General features: G+C 70.6%; 19 protein-coding genes. 8 read left to right on the top strand and 11 right to left on the bottom strand.

The window, feature by feature from the left end:
* The first annotated feature begins 49 nt into the window (after positions 1–49).
* Positions 50–580: a tetratricopeptide repeat protein gene (locus tag AB0I38_RS23265; RefSeq protein WP_358471376.1), complete on the top strand. Its 531-nt coding sequence runs from the start codon at positions 50–52 to the stop codon at positions 578–580.
* A gap of 132 nt (positions 581–712) precedes the next feature.
* On the opposite strand, the gene AB0I38_RS23260 is transcribed toward AB0I38_RS23265, so the two are convergent.
* The 7 genes from AB0I38_RS23260 to AB0I38_RS23230 form a co-directional block, all read right to left on the bottom strand.
* The gene (locus tag AB0I38_RS23260; RefSeq protein ID WP_358471375.1) at positions 713–1333 is read right to left on the bottom strand and encodes a hypothetical protein; all 621 of its coding nucleotides are present in this window, start codon (positions 1331–1333) and stop codon (positions 713–715) included.
* A gap of 218 nt (positions 1334–1551) precedes the next feature.
* Positions 1552–4122: an ATP-dependent chaperone ClpB gene (gene clpB / locus AB0I38_RS23255; protein WP_358471374.1), complete on the bottom strand. Its 2571-nt coding sequence runs from the start codon at positions 4120–4122 to the stop codon at positions 1552–1554.
* A 4-nt stretch (positions 4123–4126) separates the two neighbouring features.
* Entirely contained in the window at positions 4127–4477 is a 351-nt protein-coding gene (locus tag AB0I38_RS23250) for a heat shock protein transcriptional repressor HspR (protein WP_358471372.1), read from the bottom strand.
* A gap of 3 nt (positions 4478–4480) precedes the next feature.
* A complete protein-coding gene (gene dnaJ / locus AB0I38_RS23245) occupies positions 4481–5656 on the bottom strand; it encodes a molecular chaperone DnaJ (protein ID WP_358471370.1) in 1176 nt (391 codons plus the stop codon).
* Positions 5657–5678: 22 nt separating this feature from the next.
* Positions 5679–6272: a nucleotide exchange factor GrpE gene (grpE, locus tag AB0I38_RS23240; protein ID WP_358471368.1), complete on the bottom strand. Its 594-nt coding sequence runs from the start codon at positions 6270–6272 to the stop codon at positions 5679–5681.
* Positions 6272–8143 (bottom strand): molecular chaperone DnaK, encoded by a 1872-nt coding sequence (gene dnaK / locus AB0I38_RS23235; protein ID WP_358471367.1) that lies wholly within the window; start codon positions 8141–8143, stop codon positions 6272–6274. The genes grpE and dnaK overlap by 1 nt, the downstream gene beginning before the upstream one ends.
* A gap of 185 nt (positions 8144–8328) precedes the next feature.
* Positions 8329–8784, bottom strand: coding sequence for a hypothetical protein (locus AB0I38_RS23230; protein WP_358471365.1), 456 nt, complete (start codon positions 8782–8784; stop codon positions 8329–8331).
* A 92-nt stretch (positions 8785–8876) separates the two neighbouring features.
* Here AB0I38_RS23230 and AB0I38_RS23225 point away from each other — a divergent pair, with 92 nt between their 5' ends.
* The 5 genes from AB0I38_RS23225 to AB0I38_RS23205 all read left to right on the top strand — a co-directional run bounded on the left by AB0I38_RS23225 (position 8877) and on the right by AB0I38_RS23205 (position 14026).
* Positions 8877–9767 (top strand): proline dehydrogenase family protein, encoded by an 891-nt coding sequence (locus AB0I38_RS23225; RefSeq protein WP_358471363.1) that lies wholly within the window; start codon positions 8877–8879, stop codon positions 9765–9767.
* A 20-nt stretch (positions 9768–9787) separates the two neighbouring features.
* Positions 9788–10582 (top strand): pyrroline-5-carboxylate reductase, encoded by a 795-nt coding sequence (proC, locus tag AB0I38_RS23220; protein ID WP_358471361.1) that lies wholly within the window; start codon positions 9788–9790, stop codon positions 10580–10582.
* Positions 10583–10666: 84 nt separating this feature from the next.
* Positions 10667–12031 carry an efflux RND transporter periplasmic adaptor subunit gene (locus AB0I38_RS23215; RefSeq protein ID WP_358471360.1) on the top strand — a complete coding sequence of 455 codons (1365 nt, stop codon included), beginning with the start codon at positions 10667–10669 and terminating at the stop codon, positions 12029–12031.
* On the top strand, positions 12028–12729 hold the full coding sequence (locus AB0I38_RS23210) for an ABC transporter ATP-binding protein (RefSeq protein ID WP_358471358.1): 702 nt from the start codon (positions 12028–12030) through the stop codon (positions 12727–12729). The genes AB0I38_RS23215 and AB0I38_RS23210 overlap by 4 nt, the downstream gene beginning before the upstream one ends.
* 112 nt (positions 12730–12841) lie before the next feature.
* Complete coding sequence (locus tag AB0I38_RS23205) at positions 12842–14026, top strand: ABC transporter permease (RefSeq protein WP_358471356.1); 1185 nt, start codon at positions 12842–12844, stop codon at positions 14024–14026.
* A gap of 9 nt (positions 14027–14035) precedes the next feature.
* Here the strand turns inward: AB0I38_RS23205 and AB0I38_RS23200 are convergent, their stop codons facing one another.
* From AB0I38_RS23200 to AB0I38_RS23185, 4 genes are all read right to left on the bottom strand, one after another.
* The gene (locus AB0I38_RS23200; RefSeq protein WP_358471354.1) at positions 14036–14776 is read right to left on the bottom strand and encodes an ABC transporter permease; all 741 of its coding nucleotides are present in this window, start codon (positions 14774–14776) and stop codon (positions 14036–14038) included.
* On the bottom strand, positions 14773–15657 hold the full coding sequence (locus AB0I38_RS23195; RefSeq protein WP_358471568.1) for an ABC transporter ATP-binding protein: 885 nt from the start codon (positions 15655–15657) through the stop codon (positions 14773–14775). The genes AB0I38_RS23200 and AB0I38_RS23195 overlap by 4 nt, the downstream gene beginning before the upstream one ends.
* An 86-nt stretch (positions 15658–15743) precedes the next feature.
* Positions 15744–16412, bottom strand: coding sequence for a response regulator transcription factor (locus AB0I38_RS23190; protein WP_358471352.1), 669 nt, complete (start codon positions 16410–16412; stop codon positions 15744–15746).
* Positions 16409–17539, bottom strand: a complete 1131-nt coding sequence (locus AB0I38_RS23185; RefSeq protein WP_358471350.1) for a sensor histidine kinase — start codon at positions 17537–17539, stop codon at positions 16409–16411. Before AB0I38_RS23185 ends, AB0I38_RS23190 begins: the two co-directional genes overlap by 4 nt.
* A gap of 118 nt (positions 17540–17657) precedes the next feature.
* Here AB0I38_RS23185 and AB0I38_RS23180 point away from each other — a divergent pair, with 118 nt between their 5' ends.
* Together AB0I38_RS23180 and AB0I38_RS23175 are read left to right on the top strand one after the other, a co-directional pair.
* Positions 17658–18821 carry an acetoin utilization protein AcuC gene (locus AB0I38_RS23180; RefSeq protein WP_358471348.1) on the top strand — a complete coding sequence of 388 codons (1164 nt, stop codon included), beginning with the start codon at positions 17658–17660 and terminating at the stop codon, positions 18819–18821.
* Between the two features lie 11 nt (positions 18822–18832).
* Positions 18833–19621 (top strand): phosphatase, encoded by a 789-nt coding sequence (locus AB0I38_RS23175; RefSeq protein WP_358471346.1) that lies wholly within the window; start codon positions 18833–18835, stop codon positions 19619–19621.
* Positions 19622–19819: the final 198 nt, after the last annotated feature.

Below are 19819 nucleotides of genomic sequence, written 5' to 3'. Positions count from 1 at the left end.
GATGTGCATTGACCGGGCAAAGCGGCATGGGGCTCGGTAGTCTCGCGTTGTGGCGCATGTGACCCGTGAGCACCTTGATCGCCTGCTTGAGCAGGCACTGCTGGCCGACGACCACAGCTCCCTGGCCAGGCGGCTGTACGACGTCGCGCTGAGTTATTCCTCAGGCGATGTCTCCAGGGCGTCCATCCTGGTCCTCGCGGCCGAGGAATGGCGAGCGGCCGGGCAGCCGGCGCGCGCGCTGGAGTGCTTCCAGCGCGCGATGGAGGACGGTGGCGAGTCGAGCATCGACCCGCGCGCCGGCATCGCCGACACGCTGTTCGAGCTCGACAGACCCGCTGAGGCGAGGGAGGTCATCGAAACCATCCGCACCGAGGGCCGGGCGACCCCGGCGACGTCCCACACGATCGCCGAGACCCTGGTCGCCTACGGCGACCTGAAGGCCGGACTCGAGTGGGCGACCCAGGCCGTGCTGGCCTGCGACGAGGACGACCCCGAGCACCTGGCCCTGTTGCGCACCCGCTATCGCATCAGGGTCGACCTGGGCCTGCCCGAGGACGAGATCGACGCGCTGATCTCCTGAGCGCGGCGCGAAGAGGCCGCGGCCGGCCGGCCGCGGCCCCTTCACCTATGGAAAGCCGTGGGCGGGCGGCGCGGCCCGCACACGGGCGTGGTGGGCGTCAGCGCCGGACCGGCGCCCGCCCAGCGGCCGTGGTCAGTCGAGGTCGAGATCCTTCAGCAGATCGCCGACACCGCCGACCTCAGCGACGTCGGTCCGCGGCAGCTGGGTGGCGTCCACCGCCTTGGGCACCGTGGCGAGGGTTTTCGTCGCGACCCTGCGCGGCAGCCTGTGCACCGGCCGGCGGAAGACCTCGGGCCGGGGGAGGACCACCGGCCGCTCGCCGTCGGTGAGCTCGCCGAAGGACGTCGCGACGGGCAGCGCGAACGGCACCGTCGGAAGCCCGGGAAGGTCGGGCGTCGAGGTCATCGTCGACACGTCCTTCAGCCCCGCCGGGTTCTGGACCCCGGACGGCAGCGCGGGCCGGCCCGAGGCGGCGTCTCCGGCCAGGTCGGCCGCGGCCGTGTCGGATCCGGCCGTCGCCAGGCCGGTCAGGCCGAGCCGCTTGGCCGTCCGCGTGACGACCTCGGACACCTCCTCGCCCTCCTGCCCGGCGAGGTCGTACACCTCGCCGCCGGGCGTCTGGACGCCGAGCGGCCCGTCACAGAACGTCGTCGTGGTCGCGGGCAGGTTCGGCGTCGCCGACCGGTGGGCGCAGTCGTCCGCAGCCGCCGGGCTAGCCGCGAACCAGGACACCCCCGCGGTCAGAGTGGCCACCGCAATGACGCTTCGGATGTTCCGAGATGACACTTCACGTCCCCCTGATCGTTCTCGGTGATCTGACGAACGCTGAAGCTAGCCAGGCGGGCGTCGCGCGGCAGGCGGCTTGCCTGAAGGGTGGGCCAGACCTTACCGAGAGGGACGCCGCCTGACCCTCCCGTGAGACGCCGACGCCCGGAGACCGATCGGTCTCCGGGCATCGGCCGGGCGTGTGATCAGGCCCGCTGGATCGTCAGCTCGTCGTCGCCGAGGTCGACCTTGACCCCGTCGCCGTCGACGACCTCGCCGGACAGCACCGCCTTGGCCAGCTTGTCGCCGATCGCCGACTGGACCAGGCGGCGCAGGGGACGCGCGCCGTACATCGGGTCGTAGCCGGTGAGCGCCAGCCACTCGCGGGCGGCGGGCGTGACGTCCAGCGTCAGCCTGCGGTCGGACAGCCGCTGCGCGAGCCGGTCGACCTGCAGGTCGACGATGCGGGTCAGCTCCTCGGTGCCGAGCGCGTCGAACAGGATCACGTCGTCGAGCCGGTTGAGGAACTCGGGCTTGAAGGAGCCCCGCACCGCGCCCATGACGGCCTCGCGCTTGGCGCCGTTCTCCAGCTTCGGGTCGACCAGGAACTGCGAGCCGATGTTGGAGGTGAGGATCAGGATCGTGTTGCGGAAGTCGACCGTGCGGCCCTGCCCGTCGGTCAGCCGCCCGTCGTCGAGCACCTGCAGCAGGATGTCGAAGACCTCGGGATGCGCCTTCTCCACCTCGTCGAGCAGCACCACGGTGTAGGGCCGGCGCCGCACCGCCTCGGTGAGCTGGCCGCCCTCCTCGTAGCCCACGTAGCCGGGAGGCGCGCCGACCAGCCGGGCGACGCTGTGCTTCTCGGAGTATTCGCTCATGTCGATGCGGGTCATCGCCCGCTCGTCGTCGAACAGGAACTCCGCCAGCGCCTTGGCCAGCTCGGTCTTGCCCACGCCGGTGGGGCCGAGGAACAGGAACGAGCCCGTCGGCCGGTCGGGGTCGGAGATGCCCGCGCGGCTGCGCCGTACGGCGTCGGAGACGGCTTGTACGGCCCGCTGCTGCCCGATGAGACGCCTGCCCAGCTCCTCCTCCATGCGGAGCAGCTTGGCCGTCTCAGCCTCCAGCAGACGCCCGGCCGGGATGCCCGTCCAGGACGAGATGACCTCGGCGATGTCGTCGGGGCCGACCTCCTCCTTGACCATGGCGTTGTCGGACGGCGCGGCCTCGGACGCGGCGCGCAGCGCCTGCTCCAGCCTGGGGACCTCGGCGTACATGAGTTTGGAGGCCGTCTCGAAGTCGCCGTCGCGCTGGGCCCGCTCGGCGCCACCGCGGGCCTCGTCGAGCTGCTTCTTCAGCTCGCCGACCTTGTTCAGGCCGGCCTTCTCGTGCTCCCAGCGGCCGACCAGGGCGTTGAGCTCCTCCTGGCGGTCGGCCAGCTCCTTGCGCAACCGCTCCAGCCGCTGGACGGAGGCCTCGTCGGTCTCCTTGGACAGCGCCAGCTCCTCCATCTTCATCCGGTCGACGTTGCGCTGGAGCTGGTCGATCTCCACCGGGCGGGAGTCGATCTCCATGCGGAGCCGGGAGGCGGCCTCGTCGACCAGGTCGATGGCCTTGTCGGGGAGGAAGCGGTTGGTGATGTAGCGATCGGACAGCGCGGCGGCGGCGACCAGCGCGCTGTCGGCGATCTGCACCTGGTGGTGGGCCTCGTAGCGGCCCTTCAGCCCGCGCAGGATCGCGATCGTGTCCTCGACCGTGGGCTCGCCCACGTACACCTGCTGGAAGCGCCGCTCCAGCGCGGGATCCTTCTCGATGCGCTCGCGGTACTCGTCGAGCGTCGTCGCGCCGATCATGCGCAGCTCGCCGCGGGCCAGCATGGGCTTGAGCATGTTGCCCGCGTCCATCGAGCCCTCGGCCGCGCCCGCGCCCACCACGGTGTGCAGCTCGTCGATGAAGGTGACGATCTGCCCGTTGCTCTCCTTGATCTCGGACAGCACGGCCTTGAGCCGCTCCTCGAACTCGCCCCGGTATTTCGCGCCCGCGACCATCGCGCTCAGGTCGAGCGAGATCAGCCGCTTGTTGCGCAGCGACTCGGGCACGTCACCGGCCACGATGCGCTGGGCGAGGCCCTCGACGACGGCGGTCTTGCCGACGCCGGGCTCGCCGATCAGCACCGGGTTGTTCTTGGTGCGCCTCGACAGCACCTGCACGACCCGGCGGATCTCGGAGTCGCGGCCGATGACCGGGTCGAGCTTGCCGCTGCGGGCCTGCTCGGTCAGGTCGACGCCGTACTTCTCCAGCGCCTGGTAGGTGTCCTCGGGGGTCGCGCTGGTGACGCGGGCGTGGCCGCGCACCTTCTCGAACGCGTCGAGCAGCGCCTGCGGGGTCGCCCCCTGCGACTTGAGCAGCTCGGCCGTCTGGCCGCCGTCGGTGGCCAGGCCCACGAGCAGGTGCTCGGTGGAGACGTACTCGTCCTCCAGCCGCTTGGCCCGCTGGGCCGCCGTGTTGATCACGGTCAGCAGCTGGCGCGAGCTCGACGGCGCGCTCACGGTGGAGCCCTGCGCCTTGGGCAGCGCGGCCAGCTGCTCCTCGGCCTTGGCCCGCAAGGTCTTCCAGTCGGCGCCCACGGCTTCCAGCAGGGGCATGGCGGTGCCGCCGGTCTGGGAGAGCAGTGTGCTCAGCAGGTGGACCGGAGCGATCTCCGGGTTGCCCTCGGCGGCGGCGCGCCGCATGGCCCCCGAAAGAGCCTCCTGACTTTTCTGGGTGAGCTTGTAGTCCATCTTTCTAGGCCCCCGGTGGCAGCTCGTATCGGATCAGCGCCCTGACCATCTGCATCTCGGAGCGGAGGCGGTGAACCTCCTCACGCAGCCGCAACGCCTCGTTCTCGAGCTCGAGAATCCGCTTGATGCCGGCGAGGTTGATGCCCTCCTCCTGGGAGAGCCGCTGCACCTCGCGCAACTGGACGATGTCGCGGGTCGAGTAGAGGCGGCCACGTCCCGCCGTACGGCCTGGGCAGACCAGCCCGAGCCGGTCATACTGCCGCAACGTCTGCGGATGCAGGCCCGACAGCTGGGCGGCCACCGAGATCACATAGACAGGAGTGTCGTCTGACAGGTCGAAATAGTTGGCGTCCATCGGCTACTCGCTTCTGGCTCGCAGAATGAGATCGGCCCGCGGGTCGTCACCCGCGGTCGCGGTGTTGAACTCCGACAGGAGATCACGCGACTTGTCGTCGAGCGTCTTGGGAACGACCACCTCGACACTGGCGAGCAGGTCTCCCTTGGTGCCGTCCTTGCGGGCGACACCCCTGCCGCGCACCCTGAACGTACGGCCGTTGGGCGTGCCCGGCGGAATGCGCAGCGTGACCGGCATTCCCTTGAGGATCGGCACCTTGATCTCGGCGCCGAGCGCCGCCTCGGTGAACGTCACCGGCACGACGATCGTGAGATTGTCGCCCATCCGGCCGAACACCGCATGCGGCTTGACGTTGGTCTGGATGTAGAGGTCTCCGGCGGGACCGCCGTTCTCGCCCGGCGCGCCCTTGCCCTTGAGCTTGACCCGCTGGCCGTCGGCCACCCCGGCGGGAATGCGCGCCTGGATGGTGCGGGTGCTCTTGGCCCGGCCGCTGCCCTCGCACACGGGGCACGGGTCGTCGACGAGCAGCCCGCGGCCCTTGCAGTCACGGCAGGGCTCGGAGAAGGCGAAGTTGCCCAGGTTGCGGCTCGCCGCGCCGGTGCCCTCGCAGGTCGGGCAGACCCGGGGGGTCGTGCCGGCCTTGGCTCCCGTGCCGGTGCACGCCGCGCAGGCGGCCGAGCTGGTCAGGCGGAGTGACACCGTGCTGCCCTCGACCGCCTCGGTGAACGTCAGCGTGACCTCGGACTCGACGTCCTGGCCACGGCGCGGACGCGTCGTGCCGCTCGTACGCGTCGAACCGCCGCGGTTGAACAGCCCGCCGAACAGGTCGCCGATGCGCTCTCCCGCACCGTGACCGCCCTGCTGGCCGGCCGTGCCGCCGAACAGGTCACCGAAGTCGAACGGAAACCCGCCACCGCCGGGACGCTGGCCGCCGACACCCGACCCGAACAGCGTGCGCGCCTCGTCGTACTCCTTGCGGCGCTTGCTGTCGGACAGGATGTCGTAGGCCTCGGAGACCTCCTTGAACTTGGTCTCCTTGGCCGGGTCGCCCTGGTTGGTGTCCGGGTGATACTGCCTGGCCAGCTTCCGGTACGCCTTTTTGATCTCATCGGCGGTGGCGGACTTGGGCACACCAAGGACGGCGTAGTAGTCCTTCTCCAGGTAGTCCTTGGTGCTCATCTACAGGGCCCTTCGCTCTTTGTCAGTTGTCGTCGTCTGCGGACGCCGGGGGGGCGTCCTCGGGCTCGGCCACGGCCACCCGCGCCGGGCGCAGCAGCCGCTCACCCATGCGGTAACCCAGCTGCAACACCTCGATCGCGGTGGGCTCGGTCACGTCCGGCGAGTAGCTGTGCATCAGCGCCTCGTGGACGGTCGGGTCGAAGGGGTCGCCCTTCTGGCCGAACGCGGAGAGCCCGAGCTTGGTGAGCGTCGCTTCCAGTGACTCTGCCACCTTCGCGAAGCCCCCGTTGAGCTCGCCGTGGTCGCGGGCCCGTCCGATGTCGTCGAGCACGGGAAGGAGCTCCATCAACGCGCCCGCGACGGCCTGCTCGCGGACCGCGATCCGGTCACGCTCGACCCGCTTGCGGTAGTTGGTGTATTCGGCCTGGAGGCGCTGGAGATCGGCGGTCCGCTCGGTGAGCTGTGCCTTCAGCTCGCCGTCCTGGGCCTTGGCCTCAGGAGCGGCGGGCTGCTCGGCCTTGCCATCTGAGGGCACGCGCACCTTTCCCGTCTCGGGGTCGATCTTGCGGTTGTCGCGGATCACCGGCTCCTCGTGCCCGTTGTCGCGCGGCAGCATCACTTGTCCTTCTTAGCCTGGTCGTCGTCCACGATCTCGGCCTCGACGACGTCGTCGTCGGCCTTGTCCTGGGTCTGCTGGCCCTGCGCGGCGTCCTGCGGGGCGCCCTCGCCGCTCGCGCCCTGGCTCTGGGCGTAGATCGCGGAACCCATCTTCTGGCTGACCGTGGCGAGCTTCTCCGCGGAGGTGCGGATGAGGTCGGTGTCGGTGCCGTCGAGAGCCTTCTTCAGCTCGCTCAGCGCGTCGTTGACCTCGGTCTTGATCTCGCCCGGGACCTTGTCGTCGTTCTCGCGGAGGAACTTCTCCGTCTGGTAGGCGAGCCCGTCGGCGTTGTTGCGGACCTCGGCCTCCTCGCGGCGCTTCTTGTCCTCCTCGGCGTAGGACTCGGCCTCGCGCATCATCCGCTCGATGTCGTCCTTCGGCAGCGCGGAGCCGCCGGTGATCGTCATCGTCTGCTCCTTGCCCGTGCCCAGGTCCTTGGCGGAGACGTTGACGATGCCGTTGGCGTCGATGTCGAAGGTGACCTCGATCTGCGGGATGCCGCGCGGCGCCGGCGCGATGCCGGTCAGCTCGAACGTGGCGAGCTTCTTGTTGTAGGAGGCGATCTCGCGCTCGCCCTGGTAGACCTGGATCTGCACCGACGGCTGGTTGTCCTCGGCCGTGGTGAAGACCTCGGAGCGCTTGGTCGGGATCGTCGTGTTGCGCTCGATGATCTTGGTGAAGATGCCGCCCTTGGTCTCGATGCCCAGCGACAGCGGGGTCACGTCGAGCAGCAGGACGTCCTTGACCTCGCCCTTGAGCACGCCGGCCTGCAGCGCGGCGCCGATGGCGACGACCTCGTCGGGGTTGACGCCCTTGTTGGGCTCCTTGCCGCCGGTCAGCTCCTTGACGAGCTCGGTGACGGCGGGCATGCGGGTCGAGCCGCCGACGAGCACCACGTGGGCGATGTCGGCGAGCTTGATGCCGGCGTCCTTGATGACCTGGTGGAACGGGCCCTTGGTCCGCTCGAGCAGGTCGGCCGTCAGCCGCTGGAACTCGGCGCGCGTCAGCTTCTCGTCGAGGTGTAGCGGGCCCTCGGCCGAAGCCGTGATGTAGGGCAGGTTGATGCTGGTCTCGGACTGGCTGGACAGCTCGATCTTGGCCTTCTCCGCCGCCTCACGCAGGCGCTGGAGGGCCATCTTGTCCTTGGACAGGTCGACGCCGTGGGCGTTCTTGAACCGGGTGACCAGCTCGTCGACGACCCGCTGGTCCCAGTCGTCGCCACCGAGGTGGTTGTCGCCGGAGGTGGCCTTGACCTCGACGAAGCCGTGGCCGTCCTCCTGGCCGACGTCGAGCAGGGACACGTCGAAGGTGCCGCCGCCGAGGTCGAAGACGAGGATCGTCTGGTCCTGGTCCTTGTCGAGTCCGTAGGCGAGCGCCGCGGCGGTGGGCTCGTTGATGATGCGGAGCACGTTGAGGCCCGCGATCGTGCCGGCCTCCTTGGTGGCCTGCCGCTGGGAGTCGTTGAAGTAGGCCGGAACCGTGATCACCGCATCGGTGATCTTCTCGCCCAGGTAGGCCTCGGCGTCCTGCTTGAGCTTCTGCAGCACGAAGGCGCTGATCTGCTGGGGGGAGAACTTCTTGCCGTCGATCTCCTGGGACCAGTTGGTGCCCATCTCGCGCTTGACGGAGCGGATGGTCCGGTCCACGTTGGTGACGGCCTGGCGCTTGGCGACCTCGCCGACCAGGACCTCGCCGTTCTTCGCGAAGGCGACCACGGACGGGGTGGTCCGCGAGCCCTGCGCGTTTGCGATGACGGTGGGCTCACCGCCCTCGAGGATCGAGACGACGGAGTTGGTCGTCCCAAGGTCGATACCTACCGCACGTGCCATGAGTACGTCCTTGTAGTCAAAGTTGAGTCGGTCAGACTCAACCTACGAATGCCTGGAAGGTTTGTCAAACGACTTGAGCCTACTCGACTCAAGCTAACTGACGCGCCACGCATTCCCGCCCTCTTGCACGCGAAACCCCGGCACGGAGTCCATGCCGGGGTTGTCGGAAGTCTCGCCCGGTCGGCTCAGGACTTGCCGCCGTCCACGAGCTTGCGCTTGCCGAGCGGCTTCTTGAGCTTGACGGTCGTGGTCTTCTCGATCGCGATCATGATGCAGGAGACGTCCTTCGCCTGCGGCGCCGTCCCCTCGTACAGGGTGATGGTGACCCGCTTGCGGGTCTCCTTGACCTTCACCCGGTCGAGCACGGTGCAGGGGGCCACACCCGACGTCCAGACCAGCCGGATCTTGGTGCCCTTCGACAGGCGTTCGGCCTTGGTCCAGGGGACCTTGCGGGTGTTGATCGCGTCGCCGATCGGCTTGACCGGCTCGGGGCCCTTGGGGACGGAGGTGGTGGGGGTCGTCGACACGGCCGAGGCCGACACCGGCGTGTCCGGAGCGGAGGACGTGGTCCGTCCCTCGGACGACGCCGTGCCACAGCCCGTCGCGAGCACCAGACACCCGGCCAGAAGAGTCGCTGTCATCGTGCGCATACCCATACGACGGACGGGGCCGTCCACAGGTTCATCGGGACAGAGCCAGCGGTCGCCGCTCCGGTGAAGTTAGGGTTGGACCCGTGCTCCGTCAGGCCCTGCTGGCCGTCTCCAGAAGCGAGCGCGCCGAGCGCCTCGTGTCCACCTCGCCGCTGACCAAGGACGTGGTCAGGCGCTACGTCGCCGACGACATCGGCGCGGTCGTGTCAGAGCTGACCCGCGAGGGCCTGCTCGTCTCGGTCGACCACCTGGGCGAGGAGGTGACCGACAGGGCGCAGGCGGAGGGCGCCGTCCACGCCTACCTCGACCTGCTCGGCCGGATACCCGAGGGCGCCGACGTGTCGGTCAAGCTGACCGCGCTGGGCCTGCGGCTGAGCGAGCAGACCGCGCTCGACAACGCGGCCACCATCTGCGAGCGGGCCGCCCTCCGGGGCATCACGCTCACGCTCGACGCCGAGGAGCACGACACCATCCCGGGGCTGCACTCCGTGCACGCGATGCTGCGCAAGGAGCATCCCGGCGTGGGCGTCGTGGTGCAGGCCTACCTGCCCGGCGCGCAGGAGCGCTGCGCGCGGCTCGCCGAGCTCGACGGCGCCCGGGTGCGGCTCTGCAAGGGCGCCTACACCGCCCCGGGGGCCTACACGTCCACGTCCGACATCGACCGCTCGTTCGTACGCTGCCTCAGGGTGCTGATGGACGGCGCCGCCTACCCGATGGTCGCCACGCACGACCCGCGGCTGGTGGAGATCGCCTCGACGCTCGCCGTGCTCCACGGGCGCGACACCTCGTCCTTCGAGTACCAGATGCTCTACGGCGTACGCCCCGACGAGCAGCGTCGGCTGGCGGCGCTGGGCGGCCGGATGCGGGTCTACGTGCCCTACGGCTCCGACTGGTACCCCTACCTCATGCGCCGCCTCGCCGAACGGCCCCGCAACCTGGCCTTCTTCCTGCGGTCACTGCTGGGCAGACGTTGAGCGGTCGGTAGGCTGCTGACGTGATTGCGATTCTGGGCACCGGCAAAATGGGCGAGGCCCTGCTGTCCGGGCTGCTGCGCGCCGGGTTCAAGCCGGGCGACATCCTGGCCACCACCCGCAGGCCCGAGCGGGCGCAGGCGCTGCGCGAGTCCTACGGCGTGCGCACCGTCACCAACGCCGAGGCCGCCAAGGCCGCCGACACGCTGATCCTGGCCGTCAAGCCGCAGGACATGGCGACGCTGCTGACCGAGATCGCCCCCTACGTGCCCGCCGACCGCCTGGTGATCACCGCCGCGGCCGGCATCACCACGTCCTTCGTCGAGCAGCGGCTCGGTGTCGAGGTGCCCGTGGTCAGGGTCATGTCCAACACGCCGATCCGCTTCGACGAGGCGATGAGCGTCATCTCGGCGGGCGCCCACGCGGGCGAGGAGCACCTCAGGCACACCGAGGGCCTGCTCAAGCCGGTCGGCAAGGTGCTGCGCATCCCCGAGTCGCAGCAGGACGCCGCCACCGCGCTGTCGGGCAGCGGCCCCGCCTACTTCTTCTACCTGGTCGAGGCCATGGTCGACGCGGGCATCCTGCTCGGCATGCCGAGAGCCGCCGCGCTCGACATGGTCACCCAGTCCATCGTGGGCGCGGCCGTGATGCTGCGCGACTCGGGCGAGCACCCGGTGATCCTGCGCGAGGCCGTCACCTCGCCCGGCGGCACCACGATCGCGGCCATCGCCGAGCTCGAACGGCACAGCGTGCGCGCCGCCTTCCTGGCCGCCATCGAGGCCGCCCGCGACCGGGGCCGCGAGCTCGCCGCCGGCTGACCGCGAAGGGCCGCAAGCGCCTGGAGTGCCGTCGATGGATGGTTTCTCCGTCACCCGCGTGACCAGATCCTTACGATGGGCCGGGTGACGATTCGTCGCGGCATCCCCCCGCTGCTCGTCTTACTCGCTCTCACCGGCTGCACCACCGAAGAGCCGGCGAACATCGCACTCGCCGAGGTCGGGCGAGCCCCGGTCGTCGAGATCGTCGAGGCCCCGGCCACGATTGGTGCCCGCGCCACGGCCACGCTGCGCTCGCCCGCCCAGGGCACGATCGCCGAACTGTACGTCCGCGAGGGCCAGCAGGTCGCCAAGGGCCAGACCCTGGTCAAGATCCGCTCACCCCAGGCCGAGGACCAGCTCAAGCAGGCCCGCGCGGCGGCCAAGTCGGCCACCCGGGCCGTCCCGAGCATCGGCCGCCCCACGGTCCGGCTCGCCTCCTTCGACACCAGGGCCTTCGATGCCAAGGTGCGCAAGCACTTCGCGAAGGCCCGCCGGGAGGCCAGGAAGATCCGCGACACCGAGGCCCGCAAGCAACTGCTCGGCGCGATTGACCTGGCGCAGGCCCAGCACCGGGCGCAGACCAGGGCGCTCGCGTCGATCACCGCGCAGCTCAACCGCTCCGTCAACAGCGTCCTGTCCGGGGTGACCAGCGGGCTCGGCGGGCTGACCTCCTCGATGGCCTCCCTCCAGGCCGCGTCCAGTTCGCAGGCGAAGGCCGCGGTCAAGGCGGCGGAGGGCACGGTCAGGTCGCTCACCGTCAAGGCGCCGTTCGCGGGCGTGGTCACGCTCGGCCGCGCGTCGGGCGACGGGGGCACGGCCGGGCTGGACGGCCTGCTCAGCCGGCTTCCCGGCGGCGGCGGGCAGCTGCCCTCGGTCTCGTCCGGTGGCTCAGGCGGCGGCAGCCCGGTGGCGACCGGCGTGCCCGTGTCGGCGGGCGACTCGATCGTGACCGTCACCGACGTCTCGAAACTCACGCTGTCCGCCGACATCGACGAGACCGACGTCCTGCTGGTCAAGAAGGGCACCAGGGCCACGGCGGAGCTCGACGCCGTGCCCGGCGCGGGCTACCCGGCCCGCGTGACCGGCGTCGGCGTCACCCCCAAGGAGGGCACGACCGGCGGCGTCAGCTACCCGGTGCAGCTCTCGCTCGGCGCGGGCGCCTTCGACGACGGCACCGACGCGCCCACCCCCAAGCCGGGGATGAGCGCGGTGGCGCGGCTGACCGTGCGCGAGTCGCCGTCGGCCATCGCCGTCCCCGCCTCCGCGATCGTCACCAGCGGGCGCGAGAGCGTGGTCTGGGCGGACCGCAACGGCGTCGCCGAACGCCGCGTGGTCAAGCTGGGCGCCCAGGGCGAGGCGGTGGTCGAGGTGCTCGGCGGGCTGTCGGTCGGCGACCGGATCGTGGTCAAGGGCGCCGACTCCGTACGGCAGGGCCAGAGCCTCTCATGACGCCCGCGATCGAGGCGGTCGACCTCACCCGGCGCTACCAACTCGACGGCGTGGCCGTCGAGGCGCTGCGCGGGGTCTCGCTCCGGATCGGCCAGGGCGAGTTCGCCGCCATCATCGGCCCGTCCGGCTCCGGCAAGTCCACGCTCATGCACCTGCTCGGCTGCCTCGACCGGCCCACCTCCGGCGTGCTCCGGGTCAACGGCGTGGAGATGTCGGGCCTGTCCGAAACCGCGCTGGCGGAGCTGCGCAACCGGACCATCGGCTTCGTCTTCCAGTCCTTCCACCTGCTGGCCAGGACCACCGCGCTGGAGAACGTCGCGCTGCCGCTGGTCTACCGGGGGCTCGGCAGGTCCGAGCGGCGCGCCCGGGCGAAGGACGCGCTGGAGTCCGTCGGGCTCGGCCACCGGATGGAGCACCGGCCGTCCCAGATGTCCGGTGGCGAGCAGCAGCGGGTGGCCATCGCCCGCGCGCTGGTGGGCGAGCCCAAGGTGCTGCTCGCCGACGAGCCCACCGGCAACCTCGACACCCGCAACGGCGCCGAGGTGATGGCCATCCTCGACCGGCTCAACGGCGAGAGCGGGGTGGCCGTCGTGCTGGTCACGCACGAGCCCGAGGTCGCGGCGCACGCCAGGCGGCAGATCCACGTCCGTGACGGGCTCATCGAGCTCGACACCGGCACCGCAAGCCGAACGCCATGAACCCGCGAGGGAGCGCCGTCGCCTGGACTGAGGAGCGCCGGGAGCGGAGCGACCGGAGTGACGAGGGAAGGCGGCGGATCTCGGTGACCGAGCCGCCGAACGGAGTGAGGCCATGAACACGCGTGAGGCGTTCGCCATGGCGCTGGAGGCGCTGCGGGTCAACCGGTTGCGCAGCGTCCTCACCATGCTCGGCGTCATCATCGGCGTGCTGGCCGTGGTGATCCTCGTGGCCGTCGGCACCGGCGCGAAGGACGCGGTCGAGAAGCAGATCTCGGGTCTCGGCACCAACATCATCCTGGTCGTGCCGGGCCGGCTCAGCGTGGGCGCGGCGCCGACGCAGAGCAGGCTCAGCCTGGCCGACGTGGCCTACGTGCGCCGCGTGGTCGGCGACCCGGCCAAGGTGACGGTCTCGCTCCAATCGGGGGAGACCGTACGGGTGGGGCGAAACGAGGCGTTCGTCACGATCCTCGGCACCGACCAGAACCTCACCAACATCTTCGAGCGGCCGCTCGCCAGGGGCCGCGCGCTGAGCGAGACCGACGTCGACACGCGGCGCCGGGTGGCCGTGCTCGGCGCGGAGGTGGCGACGGAGATGTTCGGCGACATCGACCCCATCGGCCGCCAGGTGTCGATCGCGGGGGTCAGGTTCCGGGTGATCGGCGTCTACGCCACGGTCGGTCAGACGTTCGGGCTCTCGCGGGACCAGGAGGTGCACGTCCCGGTGACCACGGCCCAGCGGATGCTCGGCATCGACCGGGTCAACGGGCTCGCGGTGGGCGCCTCAGGGCCCGACGAGATCGAGCGGCTGCAGGCGCGGGTGGTGGCCGCGCTGGTCGAGAGGTATCCGGGGGAGAAGTTCTCCGCCGTCACCCAGACTCAGCTGCTGGGCACGATCGGCAGCGTCCTCGGCATGCTCACCGGCGTGCTGGCGGCCATCGCGGGCATCTCGCTGCTCGTCGGCGGGGTGGGCGTGTCCAACATCATGCTGGTCAGCGTGCGTGAGCGGACCCGCGAGATCGGGCTGCGCAAGGCGCTCGGCGCGAGGCAGCGGGACGTGCTGGCCCAGTTCCTCATCGAGGCGGTGCTGCTGACCACGATCGGCGGCGTGATCGGCATCGCGCTGGGCGTCGGCGGCGCGCTGACCATCAGGTCGCTCACCGAGGTGCCCGCCTCGATCACCTGGTGGTCCATCGCGCTGGCCTTCGGGGTGTCGGTCGTGGTGGGCGTGTTCTTCGGGGTCGCGCCGGCGCGCAGGGCGGGACGGCTCGATCCCGTCATCGCCCTGCGCGCCGAGTGAACCGACCGGTCACGCGTCCCGGCGTCGCATCAGGACGGCCGCCGCGACCAGGGTGACCGCGATCCAGGCCAGGTAGACGCCGAACCCACTCCACGGGCCCAGCGGATTGCTTTCCACGGGCATCGCGATCTGCAGCCCCGCGTTGGAGGTGAAGTGGTCGTGCACGGCCGCGCCCCACTCGCCGGGCAGCACGTTGGTCAGCTGCGGCAGCACGAGGATGAGGGCGATGGCCGCCACGATCGCGCCGGGCGTGTGCCGTACGAGCGCGCCGAGCGCCAGCCCGAACAGGCCGGACGCCGTCAGGTAGAGGCCGGTGCCGGCGACCGTCCGCAACGTGCCGGGCTCGCCGAGCGCGGGCCCGTCGAGGATCGCCTGCGAGATGAGGAAGGTGGCGAACGAGGAGGCCATGCAGACCACCAGCGCCACCGCGGTGAACACCACGATCTTGCCGGACAGCAGCCGCAGCCGCCTGGGCACGGCCATCAGCGAGGTGCGGATGGCGCCGGTCCGATACTCGCTGGAGACGACCAGCACGCCCAGCGTGGCGATGGACAGCGAGGCGAACGTCAGCCCGGCCATGCTGACCCGGGTGGCCTCCGCGCCGTTCACCGGCCCGTCGGTGGAGCCGGCCACCGCGATCGACAGCAGGACACCGATGGCCAGCATCAGCAGCGCCGTGCTCGCCAGGGTCCAGACGGTCGAGCGGACCGAGCGTATCTTGGTCCACTCGGAGGTGAGGATCTCCATCATGACGAGAACTCCAGACTGTCCTTGGTGAGCTCCATGTAGGCGGCTTCGAGCGAGGGCTGGACGAAGGTCAGCTCCTCCAGCGGCAGCCCCGCCCGCGCGGTGATCGTGCCGATCTCCAGGGGGGTCATCCCGGTCACGCGCAGGTGGCCGGCGTGCGGCTCACCGATCTCGATCAGCTTCGCCACCTCGTCCAGGCGGGGCGAGCGCACCCGTACGTAGCCCTGCGAGCTGCGCCCGATGAACTCCGCCACGCTGGTGTCGGCGATCAGCCTGCCGCGGCCGATCACCACCAGGTGGTCGGCGGTCTGCGCCATCTCGCTCATCAGGTGACTGGAGACGAAGACCGTGCGGCCCTCGGCGGCCAGCTCGCGCATGAGCGTGCGGATCCACAGGATGCCCTCGGGGTCGAGCCCGTTGACCGGCTCGTCGAAGAGCAGGATCTCCGGGTCGCCGAGCAGCGCGGCGGCGATCCCGAGGCGCTGCGACATGCCGAGCGAGAAGCCGCCGATCCGCCGCCTGGCCACCTCGCGCAACCCGACCAGCGCCAGCACCTCCTCGACCCGGCTCGCTGGGATGCCGTTGCTCTGGGCGATGGCCAGCAGGTGGTTGCGGGCGCTCCGGCCGCCGTGCACGGCCTTGGCGTCCAGCAGCGCGCCGACCTTGCGCAGCGGGTGGCGCAGCTCCTGGTAGGGCAGCCCGTCGACGAGCACCGAGCCGCCCGAGGGCCGGTCGAGGCCGAGGATCATGCGCATGGTGGTGGACTTGCCGGCGCCGTTGGGTCCGAGGAACCCGGTCACCTGGCCGGGTTCGACGTCGAAGGACAGGTCCGACACGGCGACGGTCCGCCCGTAGCGTTTGGTCAGGCTCGTTGCCCGGATCATGGTCATGACTCCAGCGTGACCCAGGCGGCCGCCGATCTCGTCCTGCCAGAGAACCGTTCGGGCGGCGTGTCTCTGGGACCTGGGTCCTACTCTCCAGGAGTGATCAGGCCCGCCTCATAGGCGATGATCACGGCCTGTGCCCGGTCCCTGACGTCGATCTTGGCGAACAGGTTCGTCACGTGGTTCTTCACGGTGGACGACGACACGCCCAGTTCGCCGGCGATCTCCCCGTTGGACCGGCCGCGGGCGATCAGCTTCAGGATCTCCCGCTCGCGTTCGGTCAGCGCGGCCAGCCCGGCCGGGGGCGTGGGGGTCGCCGACCGGCGCTGCCGCGAGGCGCGGACGAACGTGCCGATCAGGCGGGTGAGCAGGCGCGGCGCGACGGCCGACTCGCCCCGGTGCACCACCCGGACGCCCTCGACCAGCTCCTCCGGCGAGATGTCCTTGGGCAGGAACCCGCCCGCCCCGGCCCGGAGCGCGGCGACCACGTTCTCGTCCAGGTCGAACGTGCTCAGCGCCAGCACCCGCACGTGGGGCAACTCGGCGGTGATCAGCTCGGTCGCCCGCACCCCGTCCAGGCCGGGCATGTGCAGGTCCATCACCACCACGTCGGGTCGCAGCCGCCTGCTCAGCTCGACCGCCTCGGCCCCGTCGCCGGCCTCGCCGACCACGCTCACGTCAGGCTGGGCGTCGAGCATCAGCTTGAACCCCATGCGCACCAGCGCGTGGTCGTCCACCAGCAACACCGTGATCATGACTGCTCCAAAGGGATGAGGGCGTGGACCCGGAAGCCGCCATCGGGACGCGGCCCCGTCCGCAGTTCGCCGCCGCACAGCGCCACCCGCTCGGCCATGCCGTTGAGCCCGAACCCCGGCGTGCCGCCTGGTGGCACGGCGACGCCGTCGTCGACCACCTCGACCTCGACGGCCGATTCCCGGTAGGTCAGCAGGACACTGGCCCGCGCGCCCGAGGCGTGCCTGCGGGTGTTGGTCAGCGCCTCCTGGACGATGCGGTAAACGGCGTGGTCCACGGCCGTGGGCAGCGGGGCGACCTCGCCGGTCACGGTCAGGCTGGTGGGCAGCCCGGCCGTCATGGCCTCCTTGATCAGCGCTGACAGCCGGGCGGCGCCGACCCCGGTCGAGGCGTCGGCGTCGCCGCCGTCGTCGGCCCTGAGCACGTAGAGCAGCTGCCGCATCTCCGCCAGCGCCTGGCGGGCCGTTCCCTCGGCGCCGGACAGGGCCTCGCGGGTGACCTCGTGACCCGGCGGGAGCGTGGCCCGGGCACCGCCGACCAGGGCGTTGATCACGCTGAGGTGGTGGGCCACGACATCGTGCAGCTCCCTGGCGATGCGCCGCCGCTCGGCGCGGACGGCGTTGTCGGCCGTCTCCCGCCGCTCCCGTTCCCTGAGCTCGGCGCGGGCCCTGACGAACTGACCCAGGCCGACGAACACCAGGACGTAGACCACGGCCGGCACCAGCGCTCCCGGCCCGGGGGCGGCCGGCTGGGACGCCGCGCCGTACGCCAGGGCGGCGACCCCGGCGGTGAGCGCCGCCGTCCGGCCCGGGGTGTAGCGGCCCACGCTGTAGAGGGCGATCGCCCCGGGCAGGCTGTTGGCCGTGACGACGCCGAAGCCGATGCCGAGGATGTCGAGCGTGATGACGACCGCCGCGACGTGGACCGGCCTGCTCCGCCGTACGAGGAGGGGGAACGAGGTGATCATGAAGAGCGCCGCGCCCATGGCGACGTCCAGGTGATCCTGGAGCAGCACCGAGATCATCCCGGCGCACGCGCCGCCGGCCAGCACGATGACCAGCGCGGTGTCGAAGACGCGGGGGCGCATGAGGAAACGCCATGCGGCTGTGACCCGACGCACCAAGCGCATGAGCCGACCTTACGCGGAAAAGCGGCCGTATTTCGCTGAGGTAACCAGCCTTCCCGTGTGGACGGCGGCAATTGACGCTGCGGTAACGTCGCCCTGAGGGCGAGTGACGGGAGCACGCATGAGTCGGACGGCACGGGTCATCTGGGACGACGCCCTGACCACGTACAACTTCGGGCCCAGCCATCCGCTCGCTCCCGTCAGGGTGGAGCTGACGATGGCGCTGGCGCGCGAGCTGGGTGTCCTGGACAAGGTCGAGCTGGCCGGCTGCGTGCCCGCGAGCGACGACGAGCTGGCCATGGTGCACAAGCGTGGCTACATCGAGGCGGTCAAGGGAGTCTCCGCCACGGGCGCCCCCGACCTCTCGGTGGGGCTCGGCACCACCGACAACCCGGCGTTCACCGGGGTCCACGAGGTGTCCGCGCTGATCGCCGGTGCCTCGCTGGCCGCCGCCCGCGCGGTCTGGGAGGGCACGGCCGAGCACGCGGTCAACGTGGCCGGCGGCCTGCACCACGCGATGGCGTCCGCGGCCAGTGGTTTCTGCGTCTACAACGACCCGGCGCTGGCCATCGCCTGGCTGCTCGCCCAGGGCGCGAGCCGGATCGCCTACGTCGACGTAGACGTGCACCACGGTGACGGCGTGCAGGCGATGTTCTACGACGACCCGCGGGTGCTGACGATCAGCCTGCACGAGAGCCCGCGCACGTTGTTCCCCGGCACCGGGTTCCCGTCGGAGACCGGCGCCGACGGCTCGGCGGTCAACGTGGCGCTCCCGGCGGGCTGCGGCGACACGGGCTGGCTGCGGGCCTTCGACGCGGTGGTGCCGCCGCTGCTGCGCGAGTTCCGGCCGGAGATCCTGGTGACCCAGCACGGCTGCGACAGCCACGCGCTCGACCCACTGGCCAACCTGATGCTCAGCCTCGACGCCCAGCGCGTCTCCTACGCCGCGCTGCACCGGCTGGCCCACGAGACGGCCGGCGGGCGCTGGATCGTGACCGGCGGCGGTGGTTACGAGCTCGTCCAGGTGGTGCCGCGGGCCTGGACCCACCTGATCGCCGAGGTCGCCGGGCATCCTCTCGACCCGGCCACGCCGACCAGCCAGGCCTGGCGGACCATGGCCAGGGAACGTACGGGTGAGATGCCGCCGCTGACGATGACCGATGGCCGCAATCCGGAATTTCGTGACCTTTCCCATGGTTATGACCCTGCGGACCCCATAGACCGTGCGATCATGGCGACCCGGAACGCGGTCTTCCCGTTGCACGGCCTCGACCCGATGCCCTAGCGAGGAAAGCTGTGCTGAGCCGCGATCAACTCCGCGAGCACCTGATTCGAACCCGCATCGCCGGTGAGGTCGCGACCCCCCGCGAGAACAACCTCGACCACTACAGCTCGCTGGCCAACGACGACCCCTACTACATGCTGGGCCTGACCTTCGAGCAGCCGTGGTCCTTCCGCGACATCCTCGCCACGATGGCCAAGTCCGCCGGCGTGGTCGCCGATTCCGGTCACCGCTGGGGCCAGGACACCATCGACCCCGAGCGGACGATCGACGCGCTCGACGCCATGGCCGACCGCATCGCCGCGGCCCTGTCACGCGATCAGCCCAAGCTGCTGTTCGCCACCGGCCACCCCACCGGTCTGCTGGCCGTCCACCAGCCGCTCGCCAGGTTCGCCGCCGCCCACGGAGCCACGCTGCTGACGCCCGCCGAGGGCTGGATCTACTCCGGGTCGGGGTACGGCCGCCAGCGCCGGATCCGCTACCTCGACGACGTGGCGATGCTCGATGACAAGGGCGGGTTCGTGCACACCCATGACTCGGCCCCGATGGAGCGGATGCTGAGCGAGCTCGGCGACCTGCAGCCCGACCTGGTGATCGCCGACCACGGGTGGGCGGGTGCGGCGGGTGAGGCAGGGGTGCCTACAGTGGGCTTCGCCGACAGCAACGATCCGGGGCTCTTCCTGGGCGAGGCGGAGGGCAAGCTGGACGTGGTCGTGCCCCTCGACGACAACGTGCTACCCCGCTATTACGGGCCACTGACCGACCATCTGGTCACTCGCGTCTCACGAGCCCTTCGCGTCTAATTCGGTCCTCCCGATACCGTCTTTTCGCGCCTGCATTCCAAGAGGCTCGCAGTCCCTTTGCCAACTTTTGATAGGGCCTGGGCGACTCTTATGTGTGACATGTTGGACAGTTCCAACGTGTCGGCGAGGTGTTCGGCCATGCTGCTGGCCAGCGATTTCGTTGGTCCGGCTGACAGGTGGCTCCGCCTACTGAGAAAC

Origin of the sequence: Nonomuraea cavernae (genome assembly GCF_040655715.1) — a bacterium.
Classification (GTDB): Bacteria; Actinomycetota; Actinomycetes; order Streptosporangiales; family Streptosporangiaceae; genus Nonomuraea; species Nonomuraea cavernae_A.
This window is presented reverse-complemented; position numbering and strand designations above follow the sequence as displayed.